Raw genomic sequence first — 17,240 nt, 5'->3', positions numbered from 1 at the left:
GTCAGTCCTCGTCGGAGCGGTCGCCGAGGCCGCTGACCCAGTCGACGTACTCCTCGTCCCGCAGCGGGACCGCCTCCGCCACCGGCGGCTGAGCGGGCTGGTTACGGCGCCGGAAGAGACCGCGGCGGCGCTTCTCCGGCTTCGCGGCCGGCACATCCACGTCCTCCGGTGCGGCGGCCGGTGCGTCCGGGGCCGGGGACTGCCAGGGCTCGGGCGCCGGCCGGGCGCCGGTCGGGGCACCGGCCTCGTACGCGGACCCGGAACCCCAGGCACCGGCCGGCTCGTCCGGCGCGGGCCACACGTCGTCCCGGGCCGGCCGCACCGTACGGCCACCGGAAGTCGGCGCGGTCGGCGCCCAGTCATCCGTCACCGACCAGGCGTCGTCCGCGCCCCACGAATCCGGCATCGACCAGGTGTTCCGCGCCGCCCGCGGCTCCTCCGGCGGCAACAGCACCCCTTCGTGCACCGTCTCCGCCCGCCCGCCGGATTCATTCCGGCCGGCCGTGCCCTCCGCGGGCCGGCGCGGCGACGCCGAACCGAGGTTCGTGGTCGCCGGGTCGGTTCCCCACGGGGACGGGGAGTGTGGCCGGGCCGCCTCGGCCTCTGGTCCGGTGGCGAAGCGGGCCGCTTGTGCGCGGAGGTCCATGGTCGCCGGTTCGGTGTCCCACGAAGACGGGGAGTGCGGTCGCGGTGCATCCGCCTCCGGCCCGGCCGGGAAACGGTCCGGCTGTGCGCGGAGACCGGTCGTCGCCGGGTCGGCGTTCCACGGTGTGGGCGAGTGCGGGCGGCCGGTCGCGGCTTCTGGCGCGCGCAGGTCCGTCGTCGCAGGGTCCGTTTCCCACGGCTCGGGTGAGGCCGGCCGCGTGATGTCGGCCTCGGGGAGACGCGACACCGGGCCCGGCTGACCGACCGGGCCGGGCGTTGCCGGGCTGATGGGTCGTGGTGCTGGACCTGGCCGGTCGGCGAGGTCGGGCGCTGCCTGGCCGACGGGCCGGGGCGCCGGGACGGGCTGATCAAAGACGCCGGGTGCCGCTGGGCTGACAGGCCGCGGCGCCGGGGAGAGCGGTCGCGCGGCTTCGGCGGCCGGGAAGCCGGGGTGCGGCTCGGTGCGGTTGTCTTCGGCCGGCACACCGCGCTGGTCAGCGGAGGAGTCGCCGGATAGCGGCGGGCCAGCCTGGACGGCGTCCGCCGCAGTCGGGCCGGTGGCCGGCGACGTCTGGGCATCGGGGTGGGTGGCGTCGCCGGCGGAGAGCCGCGGGTCGCCCGGGGCGGCGGCATCCGCTGTGGCCGTGCCGGTGGCCGGGAAGTCCGGCCGTGCGCCGGTGTCCGCCGGGAAACGCAGCGTCGGCGGTGTGCTGGTGGCGCCCGAGTGTGAGGCGGCGGCATCCTGCCACGTCGCGGCGTCGTTCGGGGCCGGCGATGCGCTGAGTCCGGTCGCCGCCGGGCTGGTGGGCCGCGATGCCGGTGCGTCCGGCTGCGCGGACGCGGCCGGGAACCGCAGGTCCGCCTGAGCGACGATGTCGTTCGCCGTCCGGATGTTCGGCGGACGGACGGCCGGGCCCGCTGGGGGTTGCTGAGCCGGTCCGGGTGGGATCTGCTGAGCCGGCCCGGTGGTCTCCGGCGCGGGGAAGCCCGGCCGTCCGGTACCGGCGACCGGCCACGAATCCGGCTGCGCGGTCGGTCCGGTCACCGCCGGGTCACCGAACTGCGCCGCCGGGGCTGCCGGGTGCGCACCGGCATCCCGGGCATCACCGGCACCACCGGGGAACCGTAGCTGCGGTCGCGCGGCGTTATCGCCCGTCGCGTTCGGTGCCGGGTTGACGCGCGGGCTGGGCCCGGCGGGCGCCGGCCCCGTGCCGAACCGGGACGGAGCCGGCACATCCGGCAGCGTGCTGTTCTCCGGGCGGCTGACGGCGAACCGGGGCAGCCCTGAACGCTCCGGCGGCCGCGGCGCCGCCGAAGGCGGAGTCGCGCCATGCGCCGCTGAGGCAGGCGTGGCGCCGTGCGCCGCCGCCGAGTCGGCGGCACCGGCTGGCCGGTCGGCGAAGGCCGGCGGGGCGGCCTCGCGTCGCTGCGAGTGCTCCTCATCCATCCCGCCCGGCTCGGCCTGCCGTGAGGTGGTGTCCTGTGGCTGCGAGGCGGCGGCCCACTGTGCACCCGGGGCGGCCGACGCGACGTCCGCGGGCGTGCCCCATGGCGTGCCGGGACCGGCCGGCGGCGTGTCCGCGGGCCACTGCGGGGCGGTGCCGGTGGGACGCAGCGCGGCAGGGGTGGCTGCGGGCTGCTCGGCGGGCGGCTCACTGAGCTTCTGCCGGACCGGCTCGAAGAGCGACGGCGCCGGAGCGGCGCGGGAACCGGCCGACTCGAAGAGACCGGGCATCTCCGCGGGAGGCTCTATCGGATCGAAGATCCGGGGGAAGACCCGCGCCGGGTACGCCGGCTCGGCCGCGTCACCGGCCGGGCGGCTCTGCTCCGCGGGCGCGGCCGGGACGTCCCCGTGAGCGGTCGCCGGGGAAGGGCTGCGCGCCGGATCGTCCTGAACCGGCTCCTGGCGTGTGCCCCGTACGTCGTCGTGTGCCGCGGGCAGGCCGGCGGCTGCCTGGGCCTCGGCCCGGGCCGGCTCCTGGTGCGCACTCCACACGTCGCCGTGTGCTGCTGGCTGGTCGGCGGCGGGTGCCTCCGTCTGGGTCGGCTCCTGACGCGGGGTCCACACGTCGCCGTGCGCCGGTGGCTGGTCGGCGGCGGGGGTTTCGGTCTCCCGGCGCGGTGTGAAGTAGTCCTTGTCGAAGAGGCCGGCCTCGACCAGGCGCTCGCCGAGTGTGCGGGCCGGGGCCGGGCCCGGGACCGGGACGGCCTGCACCGGCGACGCGACCGTGAGGGAGTCGTCGGCGGGCGGGTCCGGCGGAACGACCCGGAACTCCGGCTCGATCACCGGCGGCGCCATCCGCGTCGCCTCCGGCGCGAACGTCGCCTCCGGCGCTGGCCGCGTGGTGTCCGGGGCCGGCGGCGTCGCCTCCGGCGTGGACGTCGGCGCCGGTGCGAACGTCTCGGCCGGATCGGTCCCGCCGGATGCGGTGGCCGCACCAGCGACCGGTACCGCCCCGGCCTCCTGTGGGACGGAGTCGGCCGCGACCCCGCCACCCGGCTGCGCGGCGGTGCCGGGCTCGCCACCCGGCGGCGTGGCGGAGGAACCTGCGCCGGCCGAGGCCCCCGGCTGGAACGCCGCCGCAGCCGGGACACCCGACTGCGTGGTGGCGCCGGTCAGGGTGTCCGGCGGCGTAGCGATGGTGTCGCCCGGTTGCGTGGTGGCGTCGATCGGGCTGTCTGGTTGCATGGCGGCGGCCGGGCCGCCTGGACGCGTGACCGCACCGGCCGGGTCGTCCGGCTGTGCGGCGGACGTGGACGCGGGGCGCTGGGAGTGCGTCGGGAGCGGGGGAGGCGGGCCGGGAGCGGGAGGCGGCGGGATGGCCGGGCCGCCGGGCAACTCGGTGGCGTCCTCCGAGCCGGCGCGGATGCCGGCCGCGAAGTCGGCGCGCAGGCTTGCGAGGCCGATCCGCGTGTTCAGGCTGCCGCTCTGCGGCGCTTCCGGTGGCGGCTCCGCCGACGCTCCGAAGTCCAGGGTGACCGAGTGGCCGGTGTCAGCGGCGCGGTCACCGACGCTCGATCGGTCCTGTGCGGCCGGGATTCGTTCGGCGCTCGTGCTCGTGCTCGTGCCGACGTCGCGATCGTGATCGATCCCACCGTCTTGCACCGCGTCACCACCATCAGCGGGCGCCGGGAAGGCCGCGCCGCTGTCCGCCGGGACGGTGGCGTCGCTGTTCCCGGTGGGCGTCGAAGGCGCGTCGGCCGGGGCGCCGAAGTCGTGGTCGCCGGTGGCGAGGAGACGGTCGGCTTCGGCGCGGCGGGCGCGTTCGGCGAGTTCGAAGGGGGTGGGCTCGCGTTCGGACTGGTCGAGTTCCCAGGGTTGGTTGGCGCCGAAGGCGGCGGACCAGTTGGCCTGGCGGAACGCGCCGGTCGGCTGGCGGAGTGCGTCCAGGGCCGGGGGCGGCTCCTCGATCTCGCCGAAGCCGCTGCGACTGCCCTGGCGGAGGGATGCCGGGCTGGTCCAGGCAGCGTCGTCCGGGAGCGGGTGCTCCTGGGCCGGGTCGGCGTCGCCCCGCGGGCGCGTCTGGTCGCGGTCGCCGCCGTCCGTCTCGGGGGTGAACATGTCGCTCCCGCCCTCTTCCTGCGTCTCGCGTTCCTTGGGAGACAACACGTCATCCAGTGTCGGAGAGATCAAAGCGTTCGGCACGGAATCACGGGAGATGTGAGATTCCCTGCCGGGCGGATCATCGTCCTTCGTTCCTGGGTGGTCTGACTTCCCCGTTGTGGCCGGTATGTCTGTACTGACTGGTTCGTCCGTGCTGGTCGAGCCGATGGAGCTTATCGGAGTGCCGGGATCGAGCGGATTCGCCGAGGTCCGGTCCGTGTCGCGGGTCGACCGCGCCGGGCGCGGCCGGATCAAGGGTCACATCGGGTACGGATACCCCGCTCGCGGCCGGAGAACCAGCCTCGGACGAGGAACCGGGACCGCCGGGGGAGGAGTCCGGGTCGCCGGGCTCACCCCGTACCGGCGGAGGGTTCTGATCTGGGTCTTTGACGTCGGTGCGGTGCGTGACGACCGCGAGCAGCGAGCCCAGCGCGCCCGCGGCCAGCGCCACCAGCGAGCCCCAGAACGGCGCCGCCTGGTAGGCGTCGGCCGGGCCACCGGGGCCGGCTGCGAGGTACGCGACGGCCAGCGGCGCCGCCCCGAGCAGCCCGGACGTGGCGATGACCGCGGTGTGCCACTCCCGGCGGCGGGCGACCGCGCCGACCGCGGCACCGGCGATCAGCGCGAGCGACGGCATCACCACGACCGCGAGGCGCTGAACGGTGCCGGTGCTGAACGCGGCCGGGTCGAGCACACCCAGCCGGACGGCCGGCATCTCCTGGCCCGGCCCGAACGACGGCACCGCCGAGGCGACGGCGAGCAGCCAGGCCGCGGCCGCGACGGCGATCAGTGCCCAGGCGTACGCGCGCTGCCAGAGGGCGAGCGCGGCGAGCGGCAGGCCGGCGGCCGCACCGGCGAGGACCGCGGTGCCGACCGCGCCGGCCGGATCGGTGCCGTCGGTGAGCCGCGCGGCGTGCGCGGCCGGCATGGTGATCAGGGCTACCCCGGCCGCGCCGATCGAGGCGGAGACCGCCAGACCGGCCAGCATGCGGAGGCCGCCGTCGTAGCCGAGCCGGCGGGCGGCGCGGTCCGCGGCCAGCGCGCCGGTGACGGCCGCGACGATCGCGAACCAGGCCACCCAGGTGAGCTGCGCGTGCCACTGGTTCTCGATGCCGTCGGCGAACGCGCGCCCGAAGCGGACGAGGCCGAACCCGTAGGCGACGCCGAGCTGACCGGCGCCCACCAGGAGACTCACGCCGAGCGAGGTCAGCAGCACCCTGCCCCAGGTCCGAATGGCCATGTGGGGCACGTTACGGGTGGCGGAAACGTTACGGAAGGTGCGGAATGACCTCGGCCGCGAGGAGATCCAGCAGGTCCAGGTCGGACTGGTCGCGCAGCCGCACGTAGAGCCGGGTGGCGCCGGCCTCGGCGTACGCGGCGAGCTCCTCGACCACCTGGGCTGGCGTGCCGGCGACGACCGGCTCGGGCGGCAGGATGGACGGCTCCTCCAGCAGCGCCAGGCGCTCGGCGATCTCCGCGTCGGTGCGCCCGCATGCGACCGCGACGCTCGCGGAGAACACCAGGGGTGCCTTGGTCCGGCCGTACTTCTCGCTCGCGGCGCGGACCAGCTCGTACTGCTCGGCGCACTTCTTGGCGGACGACGGCGGCACGTTGTACTCGTCCGCGTACAGCGCGGCCAGCCGCGGCGTGCTCTTCGGACCGCGGCCGCCGACGATCACCGGCGGGCCGGGCGTCTGCACCGGCTTCGGCAACGCGAGTGCGTCGACGAGCGTGAAATGCTTGCCACTGAACGAGAAGCGCTCGCCGCGCGGAGTCGCCCACAGCCCGGTGATGATCTGGAGCTGTTCGTCGAGACGCTCGAACCTTTCACGCGGTGTGAAGAAAGGAATACCGAGCGCTGTGTGTTCCGCGCCGAGCCACCCCGCGCCGAGACCGAAGTCGATGCGTCCGTTGCTCATCTCGTCCACCTGCGCGACGGTTACCGCCGTGATCGCGGGGTGACGGAAAGTCGCTGAAGTCAGCAGTGTGCCGAGCCGGATAGTGCGCGTCTCACGCGCGATCGCGCCGAGCGTCACCCACGCGTCGGACGGGCCCGGGAAGCCGTCCGACCTGTTCACCGGCATGAAGTGGTCCGCGCGGAAGAAGCCGTCGTAACCGGCTGCCTCGGCGTGCCGCGCCGCGCGCACCATCTCGTCGAATGTGGCGCCACGGTGTGGCTCGGTGAACACGCAGACTCGCATGGGCGCAGAGGTTAGCCCCCATCTCGGCGTTCTCGCACCTAAGAAGTGGTTAAGCCAACACTGTCCATTTCGTTGCCGTCTCGCAATGCGAGGGCGGGGTGACCGGTAACGCGTGGTCTCGTACTCTGTTGCCCGCTACGCCGGGGGTTGTCGGCAGGGGGATCGATAGTGATGCCGCCACCGCCCGGCCCGCTCACACCTGACCTAGATGGCCTAGCCAGGGTGGCTGGAGGAAGGGCAAGAATCCCATGAGGACGTTCCGCGGACTCGCGGCGGCTGTTGCTGCCATGGCAGTGGTGGCAGTGGCCGGATGCACCGATTCGGGTGACTCCGGAGGCGACAGCGCCTCCGGCGAGCTCACCAAGGTGACGTACCTAACAGCGTTCAATACGTTCGGCCGTGAGGGCTACGCGTACGTCGCGAAGGAGAAGGGCTTCTTCGAGGAGGTCGGCCTCGACGTCGACATCCAGGTCGGCACCGGCTCCGGCGAGAACATGGCCGCGCTGCAGTCCGGCGCCGCCGACTTCGCGCCGGTGGACTCGACCGGCTACATGCTGACCAAGGCGAACGGCAAGACCGAGGGCATCACCGCGGTCGCGGCCGTGCAGCAGCGCTCGATGGTCGGCATCATGACCCTCGACGACAAGGGCATCACCACGCCGAAGGACCTCGAGGGCAAGAAGCTCGGCGACCAGAACGGCGCCACCACCTCGATCCTCTTCCCGCTGTACGCGAAGCTCGCCGGCTTCGACGACAAGAAGGTCACGATCGTCCCGACCGAGGCGGGCGCGCTCGGCCCGGCGCTCGGCCAGGGCAGGGTCGACGCGATCGGCCAGTTCGTCGTGGGTCAGCCGCTGATCGAGAAGGCGGCCGGCGGCGGCACCCGCAAGGCGGTCTCGCTGCCGTTCTCCGACGTGATCACCGACCTCTACGGTCACTTCCTGCTCACCTCGGACAAGATCGCGAACGAGAACCCGGAGATGGCGCAGAAGTTCGCGACCGCGCTGCTCAAGGGCATGGACTACTCGATCAACAACCCGAAGGAGTCCGCGGACATCCTCGCCAAGGCCGTCCCGGAGACGGACGTCGAGGTCGCCGCGGCCGAGATGGTCATCATGAAGACCTACACCATCGGTGACGCGCCGAAGCTGGGCGTCGTCGACGCGGACCGGGTCGCCAAGGTCATCGCGATCCTCGAGGGCGCCGGCTCGATCCCGGCCGGCAAGACCCCGGCGGACTTCGTGAAGATCGATCTGGCTCCCAAGGCCTGATCGCACGATGCCGCAACGACATTCGGCCGTGTCCCTCGCGGGGCACGGCCGAATGTCTGTCCACAAAGGTCAGGCAGCGATCGGCTCGTCCCGGTGCATCAGCAGCTCGTGCAGGCGGGCCTGGTGCCCGGCCAGCGTCTCCAGGTGCGCGCTGGGGCCGAGCGACCGCGGGCGGGGGACGTCGATATCGACGATCTCCTTGATCCGGCCCGGCCGCGGGCTGAGCACGATCACCCGGTCGGCCAGCAGCACCGCCTCGTCGATCGAGTGGGTGACGAAGACCGTGGTGGTCCGCTCCTCCATGTGGATGCGCTGCAGTTCGACGCTCATCTCCTCGCGGGTGAGCGCGTCGAGCGCGGAGAACGGCTCGTCCATCAGCATCACCTTGGGCGACTGGATCAGCGACCGGCACAGCGAGACACGCTGCTGCATGCCACCGGAGAGCTCGTGCGGCATGCGGTCCTCGAACCCCTCGAGGCCGACGGTGGCGAGCAGCTGTCGGGCGCGCTCGACGTGCTGGCGCTTCTTCCAGCCGAAGATCTCCACCGGGAACAGCACGTTGCCCAGCACGGTACGCCACGGCAGCAGTGCCGGACGCTGGAACTGCATTGCGGTCTCCCGCCGCGCCTTGGTGACGGCGGTGCCGCCGACCACGATGTTGCCGTCGGTCACCGGGAGCAGCCCGGCGATCAGGCGGAGCAGTGTGGACTTGCCGCAACCGGACCGGCCCACGATCGCGACGAACTCGCCCTCGCGGATGTGCAAGTTGATGCCCCGCAGCGCCTCCACGGTGCCGCGGCGTCCGTGGAACGTCCGGGAGACGTTGTTGAGCTGGATCATTTGCCCTCTCCTGTGCGATCGGCGAGCACCCTGCGCGCACAGGCTAGCCCCTGCATCATTGGTCCGTACATAGCGTCAAATCTCATGATTTGCCGCTATCGCGAGATTCCCACCCCTCAGGTCCACAAGGGAGTTCCTATGACCACGCAGGCCGTGGGGCGTTTCCGACGCCCGCAGGTCGGCGGCGTGCTTCTGCCGTTGTTCGCTTTCGTGTTGATCCTGGCCGCCTGGTACGCCGCGGTACGCGTCTGGGACGTGCCGACGTCCGTGGTCCCGTCGCCCGAGCTCGCGCTCGAGGTGATCGTCGGCTCACGTGCCGAGTACCTGATCGACCAGTCGCTGTTCACCCTGTTCGAGGTTTGGCTGGGCTTTGCCATCGCGATCGTCATCGGGGTGCTGCTGGCGCTGTCGCTTGCCGGTTCGCGCGTGCTGGACCAGGCCATCTCCCCGATCCTGGTGGCCTTCAACGCCATCCCGAAGATCGCCATCGGCCCGATGCTGGTGATGTGGTTCGGCTTCGGCTACGAGCCGAAGGTGCTGGTCGTGGTGCTGCTCTCGTTCTTCCCGATCGTGCTGTCCACGATGGCCGGCCTGAAGTCGGTGCCGGCCGACCTGATCGAGCTGACCCAGTCGATGGACGCGTCGAAGCTGAAGACGTTCCTCAAGGTCCGCGTGCCGTGGGCGCTGCCGCAGTTCTTCACCGGCCTCAAGCTCGGCATCTCGCTGGCGTTCGTCGGCGCGGTGGTGGGTGAGTTCATCGGTGGTGGCGGCGACGGCATCGGCTACGTGATCGCGTCGTCCCGGTCGCAGCTGAACACGCCGCTCGCGTTCGCCGGCATCTTCCTGCTCGGCCTGATGAGCGTGCTGTCGTACTACCTGATCGTCTGGGCGGAGCGCCTGCTGCTGCCGTGGGCCCGGGAGACCTCCCGGTAGACGGCAACGCGAAGGGGGCCCACCGGTCGGCGGGCCCCCTTCGTCGTACCGTGGTGGATCAGGCCTTCAGGTGCCAGCGACCGCTGTCCGCGACCAGCACCACCAGCGTCTGCGGCATCAGACCCGAGTGGTTCGTCGGGGTCAGGCGGATCGGGCCGGTGATCCCGTCCATCTGGCTGGTCTCGATCGCGCCGCGCAGCGCGTCGCCGTTCGTGCCGCCGGCCCGCTGCACGCCGTTCACGATCAGCTGCACCGCGTCCGCGGCGAACGAGGACGGCCCGTAGTACGTGCCGAACCGGGACGTGTAGTCGCTGAACCACGCGGCTCGCGAAGCCTTGGCCGGCGTGTTCGCGATGACCTCGTCGATCGTCAGCGTCTGCGAGAAGACCATGGTCGCGCCGTCCGACGCCTTCTGCGCCTCGCCGGACAGGAACAGGTCACCGGCCGCGGCCGCGTCGAAGAAGATGGGGCCGTCGAAGCCGGCCTTGCGGGCGCTGACCGCGACCTCCTGCGCGCGGTCCGGCAGCGCGCCCACCACCAGCGCGTCCGGGGCCAGCGCGACCAGCTGCGCGACGGCGGTGTCGACCTCCGCGTCGCCCGGCGCGATCGGCCGGTCGCCGACCTTGGTCATATCCGCGTTGCGCGCCTCGTTGGTGATCGTCTCCCGCATGTTCTCGCCGTACGGGTCGGTCGTCGTCACCAACGCGAAGCGATCAATATCGGACGACGCAATTTCGGACACCAGTGCGGACGCGTTGTGATCCGGATTGGACGCAAGCTTGAAGATGAATTGACGTTCTGTGACCGGAAGCACCACATCGGACGACGGCGACAGAGAGATCGTCGGAAGCTTGCGCGCCGTGATCGTCTCCAGTGACTCCGTCACACACTGCGCGCAAGCGCCTGTGATGAGCGCCGCAACATTCGAGTTGTTGGCGAACTGGGTGATGTTCTGGGCCGACAGTTTGCTGTCCGACCGGTTGTCTTTGATGTCCAGCTCGATCCTCGGGCCACCGGGCACCGCGTTGAGCTGATCTCTCTTCAGCTCCAGCGCGTTCTTGTAGGCGGTGCCCACCGAGGCGCCGGAACCGGACAGCTCCAGATCGGCGGCGATCAGAATGGTTGCTGCGGTGTCCTCAGTGGTCGCTGAATCGCATCCGGCGGCCGTTGCCAGCAGAGCGGCCGAGGTGACCACCGCGAGCATGGCGCGGGTTGGCCTCAAGGGTCAGTCCTCCTCTTCGCGGCGCAGCGACGGCTGCGCGGCGCTCACTGCCGTCCCGCGTACGAGACGGCAAACGCGAGAACTGTGCCAACCGTTCGGTCTACTGGTCAAGCTGGAGGTGGATGCTCGTTCGTGGACACTTCGTCCCACGATGCGGGCGGGTCCGGTGTGCATTTGGCATAACTTTGCGGTGATTAATAGCACGCGCCGAGTCATTCGTGCAGTTCAACGCGGTGAGACCGACTCCACACCGGCTGACTGTTCTTGGATGATCGGTCCGCCGAGACCGATTCCTGCCTCCCTGAGGCTTCCCATTCGCGGCCGCTTCTGGTGAAATCGCGGATCGTGCCGCGTGTGACAACCCCACCCCCCATGCCGTCATGAAGGCGGGTTGCGCGTGGACGAGAACGACGGAGGTCTCGTGAGCACGCACCCCAAAGCGAATTTGGGCAACTTCGCGCGTCCCGCGCGTCGATCCGGTCTGCCGCGCCTTCGCGACGCCCGGATCCGTACAAAGCTCGCCATGATCCTCGTGGTCCCGGTGGCAGCCATCCTCGTGCTCGCAAGCCTGCGGCTCTGGGAGAGCACCAACCGGGCCGCGGACGCAGGCCTCGTGCGGTCGCTGACCGCGCTCAGCCTCGACGTGTCGGCGCTCTCCCATGATCTGCACGGTGAGCGGATGGCAGCCGCTCGCCTGCTCGCGGGTGGGAGCAACGCCAACCTGTCGAACGCGTTCACGGCCGCGACCGCGGCGACCGATCAGCGCATCGCGTCCTACCAGGAGTCCCGGCGGGCACTCTCCGGTCTGCCGGAGAACGTCGAGACCCGGCTGCTGACCATCGACAGCAACATCGACGAGCGGCTGGACACCACCCGGCAGGACGTGCTGGCGGGGGAGAGGACCACCCCGCAGGCCGCGATCCTGCGCTACGGCGTGGTGATGGACGACCTGATGGCGTACCTGGAGGTGATCAGTCAGACCGCCGGTGAGGGTGACCTCGCCGACTCGCTGCGGACCGCCTTCGCGTTCTCGAACGCGAAGAACGCCACCGCGGAGGAGCAGGCCGTCGCGTACGTCGCGCTGCTGGGCAACCGGAACCTCGGGCAGGAGCAGCTCGCCTCGTTCCTCGCCACGCTGGCCGAACAGCAGGAGGCGCAGGTCGCGGTCGCGGCCTCGAACGACGAGGCGCTGCGCAACGTCGTCAACAGCACGATCACCGGTGACGCGGTCACGTTCGCCGAGCGCGTGGCGAACACCATCATCACCACCGCCGGCTCGACCGCGCAGCCGGAGATCACCGCGGACGCCGCCTCCGCCGCCATCGGCGCGGTCGCGAACCTGATGCGGCACGCCGAGATCGGCATCGAGCAGCAGCTCGTCGCGTACGCGGAGGCGGAGCAGAACGCGGTCGTCCAGCAGGTGATCATCGAGATCGCGCTGGTCCTCATCGCGCTCGCGGTCGCCGTCGCTCTCGCGTTCCTGCTCGCCCGCTCGCTCAACGCGTCGCTCCGGCGACTGCGTGAGGGCGCCATGACGGTGGCCAACCACGACCTCCCGGACGCGGTCGCCCGGCTCCGTGACGTGCGCAGCCTCGGTGAGGGCGGCGCGGACGAGATCGTCAAGGAGCTGCGCGACCCGATCCGCCTCAACACGCGGGACGAGGTCGGTGAGGTCGCGCAGGCCTTCAACGTGGTGCACCGCGAGGCGGTCCGGATCGCGGCCGAGCAGGCCGCCCTCCGTACCTCCGTCTCCGCGATGTTCCTCAACCTGGCCCGCCGCTCGCAGGCGCTGGTCGACCGCATGATCGGTGAGCTCGACAAGATCGAGCGAGGTGAGGAGGACCCCAAGCGCCTCGCCCAGCTCTTCCAGCTCGACCACCTCGCCACCCGAATGCGCCGCAACGACGAGAACCTGCTGGTTCTCGCGGGCGCGGACTCCGCGCCGCCGCGGCGCGAGGACGCGCTTCTGATCGACGTGCTCCGGGCCTCGCAGTCCGAGGTCGAGCTCTACAACCGCATCGAGTTCGGCACGGTGGACACCGACATCTCGGTCTCCGCGCACGCGGTCAACGACGTCGTGCGGCTCGTCGCCGAGCTGCTCGACAACGCGACCCGGTTCTCGCCGCCGAACACGGTGGTGGTCGCGGACGCCCGCCGCGTCCGGGACTACGTGCTGATCCAGGTGGAGGACCGTGGCCTCGGCATGACCGAGGAGCAGATGGAGTCGCTGAACCAGCGGCTCGAGACACCGCCCACCGTGGACGTCGGCGCGTTCCGCCTGATGGGTCTCGCGGTCGTCGGCCGGCTCGCCTCCCGTTACGGCATCCGAGTGGAGCTTCGGCCCAATGTGGAGGGTGGTACTGTCGCGCAAGTGACATTGCCGCACGGGGTGGTTGTGCTACCGCGCACCCGTGGGCGCGAGCCTGCTCTGCCGCGTCCGCGCAGCCCGCTCGCCGTCGAGCAGGGCCCGTCGGCACCGGTCAGCTCCCCACCCGCGTGGGGCGAGTCGCTCACCCCGTCGCGTACCGCCACGCTCACCCCGCCGCGCGAGCCGGCCGAGCAGTGGCAGCAGCCCGCACCGCAGCAGCCGCGTGACTTCCAGGTCAACGCGGGCACTCCGACGCAGGCGCTGCCGGTCGCCGGGCAGAACCCGCTGCGCCCCCGGCAGGACGCCACGCAGCAGCTGCCGACCATCGGCGGGTCCGCGTTCCCGAGCCAGCGGCAGACGCAGCCCGCGGCGATCGCTCCGGCTCCGGTCGCGCCGCCGCCGGTAGCCCCACCGGTCGCACCGCCGGCCCCGCCGTCGGTGCAGACGCCGATCGTGCCCCCGGTCGCCTCGGCGCCCGAAGCGCAGACGATCTCCGCCACCGTCCACCCGATGTCCGCCTCCCCGGGCGGGGTCAGCACGGCCCCGTTCGAGCGTGGCGGTGCACCGGCGGAGCAGGGCGAGGCGCCGATCTTCCGGCAGATGGAGGCGGTCTGGTTCCGCACCCACGGCCAGGCCGACACCGCGGTCTGGTCGATGCCGACGGCCGGGTACGCGCCGCCGCCGGTCGGTGGCACCAGCGCGCCGTCCCCGTCGGCGTCGTCCGCGATGACGGCCGAGACCACGGCGCTGCCGGTGCGCGCTCCCGAGCCGGCCGCGCCGCGGCGGTCCGAGAGCCGTGCGACGTCGTACGGCGCGGAGACCAGCACGCCGGTGAGTTCCGGTTTCGGCGCTCCGGCCGCGGCGCCCGCACCGGCTCCGGTACCGGCCCCGGCGACGTCTCCGTCGGTGACGCCGGACGAGGCCACCTGGCGCACCGCGGCCGACGACGGCTGGAAGCGCGCGCAGGAGGCGGCCAAGCCGGCCACCAGCGGCACCACCCGGTCCGGCCTGCCGAAGCGGACCCCGCAGGCGCAGCTGGTCCCCGGCGGCGTCGAGACGAAGCCCGCGGAACGAACCCGTCGCACCCCCGATGAGGTGCGTGGCCTGCTGTCCGCGTACCACCGTGGTGTGCACCGCGGCCGGAGCGCCGGTGCCGAAGCCGGCGACGCCGAGTCCAACCCCAAGGAGACCAACGGATGACCCGCCAAGCTGCGATGCAGGACATGGGTTGGCTTTTGAGCAACTTCGCCGACAGCGTCGCCGGCATCGCCCACGTGGTGGCCGTGTCGGCGGATGGCCTGTTGCTCGCGTCGTCGCGGGACCTCCCGCACGACCGGGCGGACCAGCTGGCGGCCATCACCTCCGGTGTGGTCAGCCTGACCGAGGGCGCCGCCCGGATGTTCCACGGCGGCGGCGTCCAGCAGACCATCATCGAGATGGACAGCGGGTACCTCTTCCTCATGTCCATCTCGGACGGAAGCTCGATGGCCGTGCTGGCCGCGCGCAGCTGCGACGTGGGCCAGGTCGGCTACGAGATGGCGCTTCTCGTGGAGCGGGTCGGTGCGGCTCTGCGCCCGCTTCCGCGCGAGGCCGTGGGTCACACCGTATGACCCCCCGGCGAAGCCGGACAGCAGTTAATATCATCGATGGTTCTGACAACGGGGCAGTGCGCTACTAGGAGGTGACCGTCATGGTGCAGCCGGAAGACCCCCGTGGGTCACTGGTCCGTCCTTACGCGGTCACTCGTGGCCGCACAGAGGCGCGCCGAGACATCGCCGTCGAGGCGATCCTTACGGCAAGCGTCGCCAATGTGCAGGAGGCGCGCTTCGCCGGACACGACAAGCACCGCATCGCATCCCTCTGCGAGGGTCGTGCGATGTCCCTGGCGGAGATCGCCGCGTATGCTCGCCTGCCGCTCGGCGTCGCACGCGTCATCGTCGCCGACATGGTTGTCGACGGTCTGCTGACCCTGCACAGTGCCGCTCCCGTTGAAGCGTATGAGGAGCGGATGGATCTCCTTGAAAGGGTGCTAAGTGGACTTCGCAGGCTTTGACCGAGCGGGGGGCCCGGAGCGGCGCAAAGAAATAACCTCCGCCAAGATCGTGATCGCCGGCGGCTTCGGCGTCGGCAAGACCACGCTTGTCGGCGCCGTCTCAGAGATCACTCCGCTGACCACGGAGGCCGTCATGACGGCGGCGGGCGTCGGTATCGACGACCCGTCGAAGGTGCCCGGCAAGGGCACCACTACCGTCGCCATGGACTTCGGCCGTATCACCATGGCCGACGACCTGATCCTGTACCTGTTCGGCACGCCCGGGCAGACCCGTTTCTGGTTCATGTGGGACGAGATCATCAAGGGCGCGGTCGGCGCGGCCGTCCTGGTCGACACCCGCCGCATCTCCGATGCGTTCGCCCCGCTGGACTACTTCGAGAACCGCAAACTCCCGTACGTCGTGGCGCTCAACCGCTTCGACGGCGCGCCGATGTACGAGATCGACGAGGTTCGGGAGGCGCTGGCCATCCCGAACCACGTCCCTCTGGTGCTGTGCGACGCGCGCGAGCGGGAATCAACCAAGAATGTGCTGGTCACGGTCGTCGAGCACGCCATGATCATGCTGCGGGCGCAGCGCGATCAGGGGCAACTCGTCGGCTGAGCTTCCTATACAGGGCGGCGGCGTGGATCTGATCCGCGCCGCCGCTTTCCTTTTTCATCTTCCCGCTTTCGGCGGAGGCTCAGTGTTTAGGCCTGCCTAGGGTTGGGGCCGGGCCGCATGCTCCCGCGGGCTCCAGATCCGTGTGGGCACGAAAGGACGGAACCGGCCCGGCGGGCCGACAGCGTGGGCGGCCACCGGTGCGGTGGCCGCCCTCGCGGATGTGATGCCGATCAGCGGTGGGACCTGAGCCACGCGCGGACGTCCGTGACGACCTGCGCGTCCGGCTCGCGGAACTCCGGGGTGAACTTCGGCGTGATGTTCATGGTGTGCGCCATGCCCGGGTAGATGATCAGCGTGTGGTCCCGGTTGCCGGCCGCGGCGACCGCGGTGTCCGCGGCGATCGCGGCGCGGGCCGGAGTCTGCAGGTCGTTCTCGCCGTTGAGCAGCAGCGTCGGGCCGGCGAACCGCGGCAGCGCCTGCGTCACGGTCGGGAAGCGCGCGATGTCGGCGACGTACTCCTGCAGCTCCTCCAGGCCCGGCACGTTCGGGTAGTCGTCGATCCGGGTGGCCGCGCGCAGCACCGCACCGGCCTCCGCGTCGATCGCGATCTGCCCGTCACCGTTGCGGTCGGTGCTGGCCAGCACCTTGTCGCCGTCGAGCAGTACCGCGCGGAACTGGTCGGCCACCTCGGCGGGCTGGCCGGCCAGCCCGTCGGACGCCTCCGGCGCGGTCAGCTGCCCGTCGCCGTCCACGTCGAACTCGTCGTGCAACTGGAGCAGCTGTCGGCCGAAGAGCTGGAGCGTGAGCAGCGTGCGGATGTCCTTGCCGACCACGCCCATCGCGATCACCCCGGCCGGCGTCGGGATGCCGAACGCCTTCGGGTCGGCCGCGAGGTTGGCGGCCACGTTCGTACCCTCGCTGTGGCCGAGCAGGAAGATCTTGTTCGGGTCGATCCGCTTCGACGCGGCGCCGAACCGGATCGCGGCGGCCGCGTCCTGCTGGATCTGCTCGTACGGGTTCTTCGGGTTCAGCTGCGCCGGGTCGGTGCTCTCCACCGGGCCGATGCCGGTGACCCCGCGCTTGTTGAAGCGCAGCGTCGCGAAGCCCTCCCGGCTCGCACCCTGGGCGAGCGGCACGAACGTCGAGCCCCCGCCGTCCGGCAGCGTCTGGTTCATGTCGTTGTGCCCGCTGCCGTGCAGCATCACGACCAGCGGCAGCCGGCCCTTGGCCCGGCTCGGGTAGGTCAGCTCGGCGTTCGTGACCCAGCCCTCGCCGAAGTCGATCCGGACCTGCTCGCGAGTGATGCCGTTCCAGCCGGACTGCGCGGCCGCGGCGGTGGCCGCCGGCGCACCGTCCAGGACGTCCGCGCCGGCGACGCCCACCCCTCCGGCGAGCACCGCGGTGGCGGTGAGCGCGACGGTCAGCTTGCGGTACTTCCACCCAGTAGTCATGCATTCGACGCTATGGGCGGCACCGGGCGGCGACGATCCCGTCAGCTGGTC

General features: G+C 71.6%; 12 protein-coding genes. 6 read left to right on the top strand and 6 right to left on the bottom strand.

The window, feature by feature from the left end; all coding sequences use genetic code 11:
- Position 1 precedes the first annotated feature (1 nt).
- The 3 genes from J2S42_RS18935 to J2S42_RS18925 all read right to left on the bottom strand — a co-directional run bounded on the left by J2S42_RS18935 (position 2) and on the right by J2S42_RS18925 (position 6,450).
- On the bottom strand, positions 2-4,255 hold the full coding sequence (locus J2S42_RS18935; RefSeq protein WP_307240999.1) for a hypothetical protein: 4,254 nt from the start codon (positions 4,253-4,255) through the stop codon (positions 2-4).
- A gap of 73 nt (positions 4,256-4,328) precedes the next feature.
- A complete protein-coding gene (locus J2S42_RS18930; RefSeq protein ID WP_307240997.1) occupies positions 4,329-5,489 on the bottom strand; it encodes a hypothetical protein in 1,161 nt (386 codons plus the stop codon).
- A 28-nt stretch (positions 5,490-5,517) separates the two neighbouring features.
- Positions 5,518-6,450 (bottom strand): TIGR03560 family F420-dependent LLM class oxidoreductase, encoded by a 933-nt coding sequence (locus J2S42_RS18925; protein ID WP_307240996.1) that lies wholly within the window; start codon positions 6,448-6,450, stop codon positions 5,518-5,520.
- A 287-nt stretch (positions 6,451-6,737) separates the two neighbouring features.
- Here J2S42_RS18925 and J2S42_RS18920 point away from each other — a divergent pair, with 287 nt between their 5' ends.
- The gene (locus J2S42_RS18920; RefSeq protein WP_307240994.1) at positions 6,738-7,721 is read left to right on the top strand and encodes an ABC transporter substrate-binding protein; all 984 of its coding nucleotides are present in this window, start codon (positions 6,738-6,740) and stop codon (positions 7,719-7,721) included.
- 69 nt (positions 7,722-7,790) lie between these two features.
- Here the strand turns inward: J2S42_RS18920 and J2S42_RS18915 are convergent, their stop codons facing one another.
- Positions 7,791-8,561: an ABC transporter ATP-binding protein gene (locus tag J2S42_RS18915; RefSeq protein ID WP_307240992.1), complete on the bottom strand. Its 771-nt coding sequence runs from the start codon at positions 8,559-8,561 to the stop codon at positions 7,791-7,793.
- A gap of 138 nt (positions 8,562-8,699) precedes the next feature.
- Here J2S42_RS18915 and J2S42_RS18910 point away from each other — a divergent pair, with 138 nt between their 5' ends.
- A complete protein-coding gene (locus J2S42_RS18910) occupies positions 8,700-9,494 on the top strand; it encodes an ABC transporter permease (protein WP_307240990.1) in 795 nt (264 codons plus the stop codon).
- A gap of 58 nt (positions 9,495-9,552) precedes the next feature.
- Here the strand turns inward: J2S42_RS18910 and J2S42_RS18905 are convergent, their stop codons facing one another.
- Positions 9,553-10,716: an ABC transporter substrate-binding protein gene (locus J2S42_RS18905; protein ID WP_307240988.1), complete on the bottom strand. Its 1,164-nt coding sequence runs from the start codon at positions 10,714-10,716 to the stop codon at positions 9,553-9,555.
- A 421-nt stretch (positions 10,717-11,137) separates the two neighbouring features.
- On the opposite strand from J2S42_RS18905, the gene J2S42_RS18900 reads away from it, so the two are divergent.
- The 4 genes from J2S42_RS18900 to J2S42_RS18885 all read left to right on the top strand — a co-directional run bounded on the left by J2S42_RS18900 (position 11,138) and on the right by J2S42_RS18885 (position 15,738).
- Entirely contained in the window at positions 11,138-14,284 is a 3,147-nt protein-coding gene (locus tag J2S42_RS18900; RefSeq protein WP_370879407.1) for a sensor histidine kinase, read from the top strand.
- Entirely contained in the window at positions 14,281-14,694 is a 414-nt protein-coding gene (locus tag J2S42_RS18895; RefSeq protein WP_306837879.1) for a roadblock/LC7 domain-containing protein, read from the top strand. The genes J2S42_RS18900 and J2S42_RS18895 overlap by 4 nt, the downstream gene beginning before the upstream one ends.
- Before the next feature lie 80 nt (positions 14,695-14,774).
- Positions 14,775-15,137, top strand: coding sequence for a DUF742 domain-containing protein (locus J2S42_RS18890; RefSeq protein WP_307240984.1), 363 nt, complete (start codon positions 14,775-14,777; stop codon positions 15,135-15,137).
- The gene (locus J2S42_RS18885) at positions 15,118-15,738 is read left to right on the top strand and encodes a GTP-binding protein (RefSeq protein WP_307240982.1); all 621 of its coding nucleotides are present in this window, start codon (positions 15,118-15,120) and stop codon (positions 15,736-15,738) included. The genes J2S42_RS18890 and J2S42_RS18885 overlap by 20 nt, the downstream gene beginning before the upstream one ends.
- Before the next feature lie 230 nt (positions 15,739-15,968).
- Here the strand turns inward: J2S42_RS18885 and J2S42_RS18880 are convergent, their stop codons facing one another.
- Positions 15,969-17,189: an alpha/beta fold hydrolase gene (locus J2S42_RS18880; protein WP_307240980.1), complete on the bottom strand. Its 1,221-nt coding sequence runs from the start codon at positions 17,187-17,189 to the stop codon at positions 15,969-15,971.
- Positions 17,190-17,240: the final 51 nt, after the last annotated feature.

The sequence above is a fragment of the Catenuloplanes indicus genome (genome assembly GCF_030813715.1).
Lineage (GTDB): Bacteria > Actinomycetota > Actinomycetes > Mycobacteriales > Micromonosporaceae > Catenuloplanes > Catenuloplanes indicus.
The sequence above is the reverse complement of the archived record's forward strand: the minus strand, read 5'-3'. Positions and strand labels throughout refer to the sequence as shown.

Bases quoted from the DNA above. Each gene is read 5' to 3' on its own strand.
- J2S42_RS18915 (WP_307240992.1), bottom strand. From the start codon at position 8,561: ATGATCCAGCTCAACAACGTCTCCCGGACGTTCCACGGACGCCGCGGC.
- J2S42_RS18880 (WP_307240980.1), bottom strand. From the start codon at position 17,189: ATGACTACTGGGTGGAAGTACCGCAAGCTGACCGTCGCGCTCACCGCC.
- J2S42_RS18930 (WP_307240997.1), bottom strand. From the start codon at position 5,489: ATGGCCATTCGGACCTGGGGCAGGGTGCTGCTGACCTCGCTCGGCGTG.
- J2S42_RS18920 (WP_307240994.1), top strand. From the start codon at position 6,738: ATGGCAGTGGTGGCAGTGGCCGGATGCACCGATTCGGGTGACTCCGGA.
- J2S42_RS18925 (WP_307240996.1), bottom strand. From the start codon at position 6,450: ATGCGAGTCTGCGTGTTCACCGAGCCACACCGTGGCGCCACATTCGAC.
- J2S42_RS18910 (WP_307240990.1), top strand. From the start codon at position 8,700: ATGACCACGCAGGCCGTGGGGCGTTTCCGACGCCCGCAGGTCGGCGGC.
- J2S42_RS18895 (WP_306837879.1), top strand. From the start codon at position 14,281: ATGACCCGCCAAGCTGCGATGCAGGACATGGGTTGGCTTTTGAGCAAC.
- J2S42_RS18890 (WP_307240984.1), top strand. From the start codon at position 14,775: ATGGTGCAGCCGGAAGACCCCCGTGGGTCACTGGTCCGTCCTTACGCG.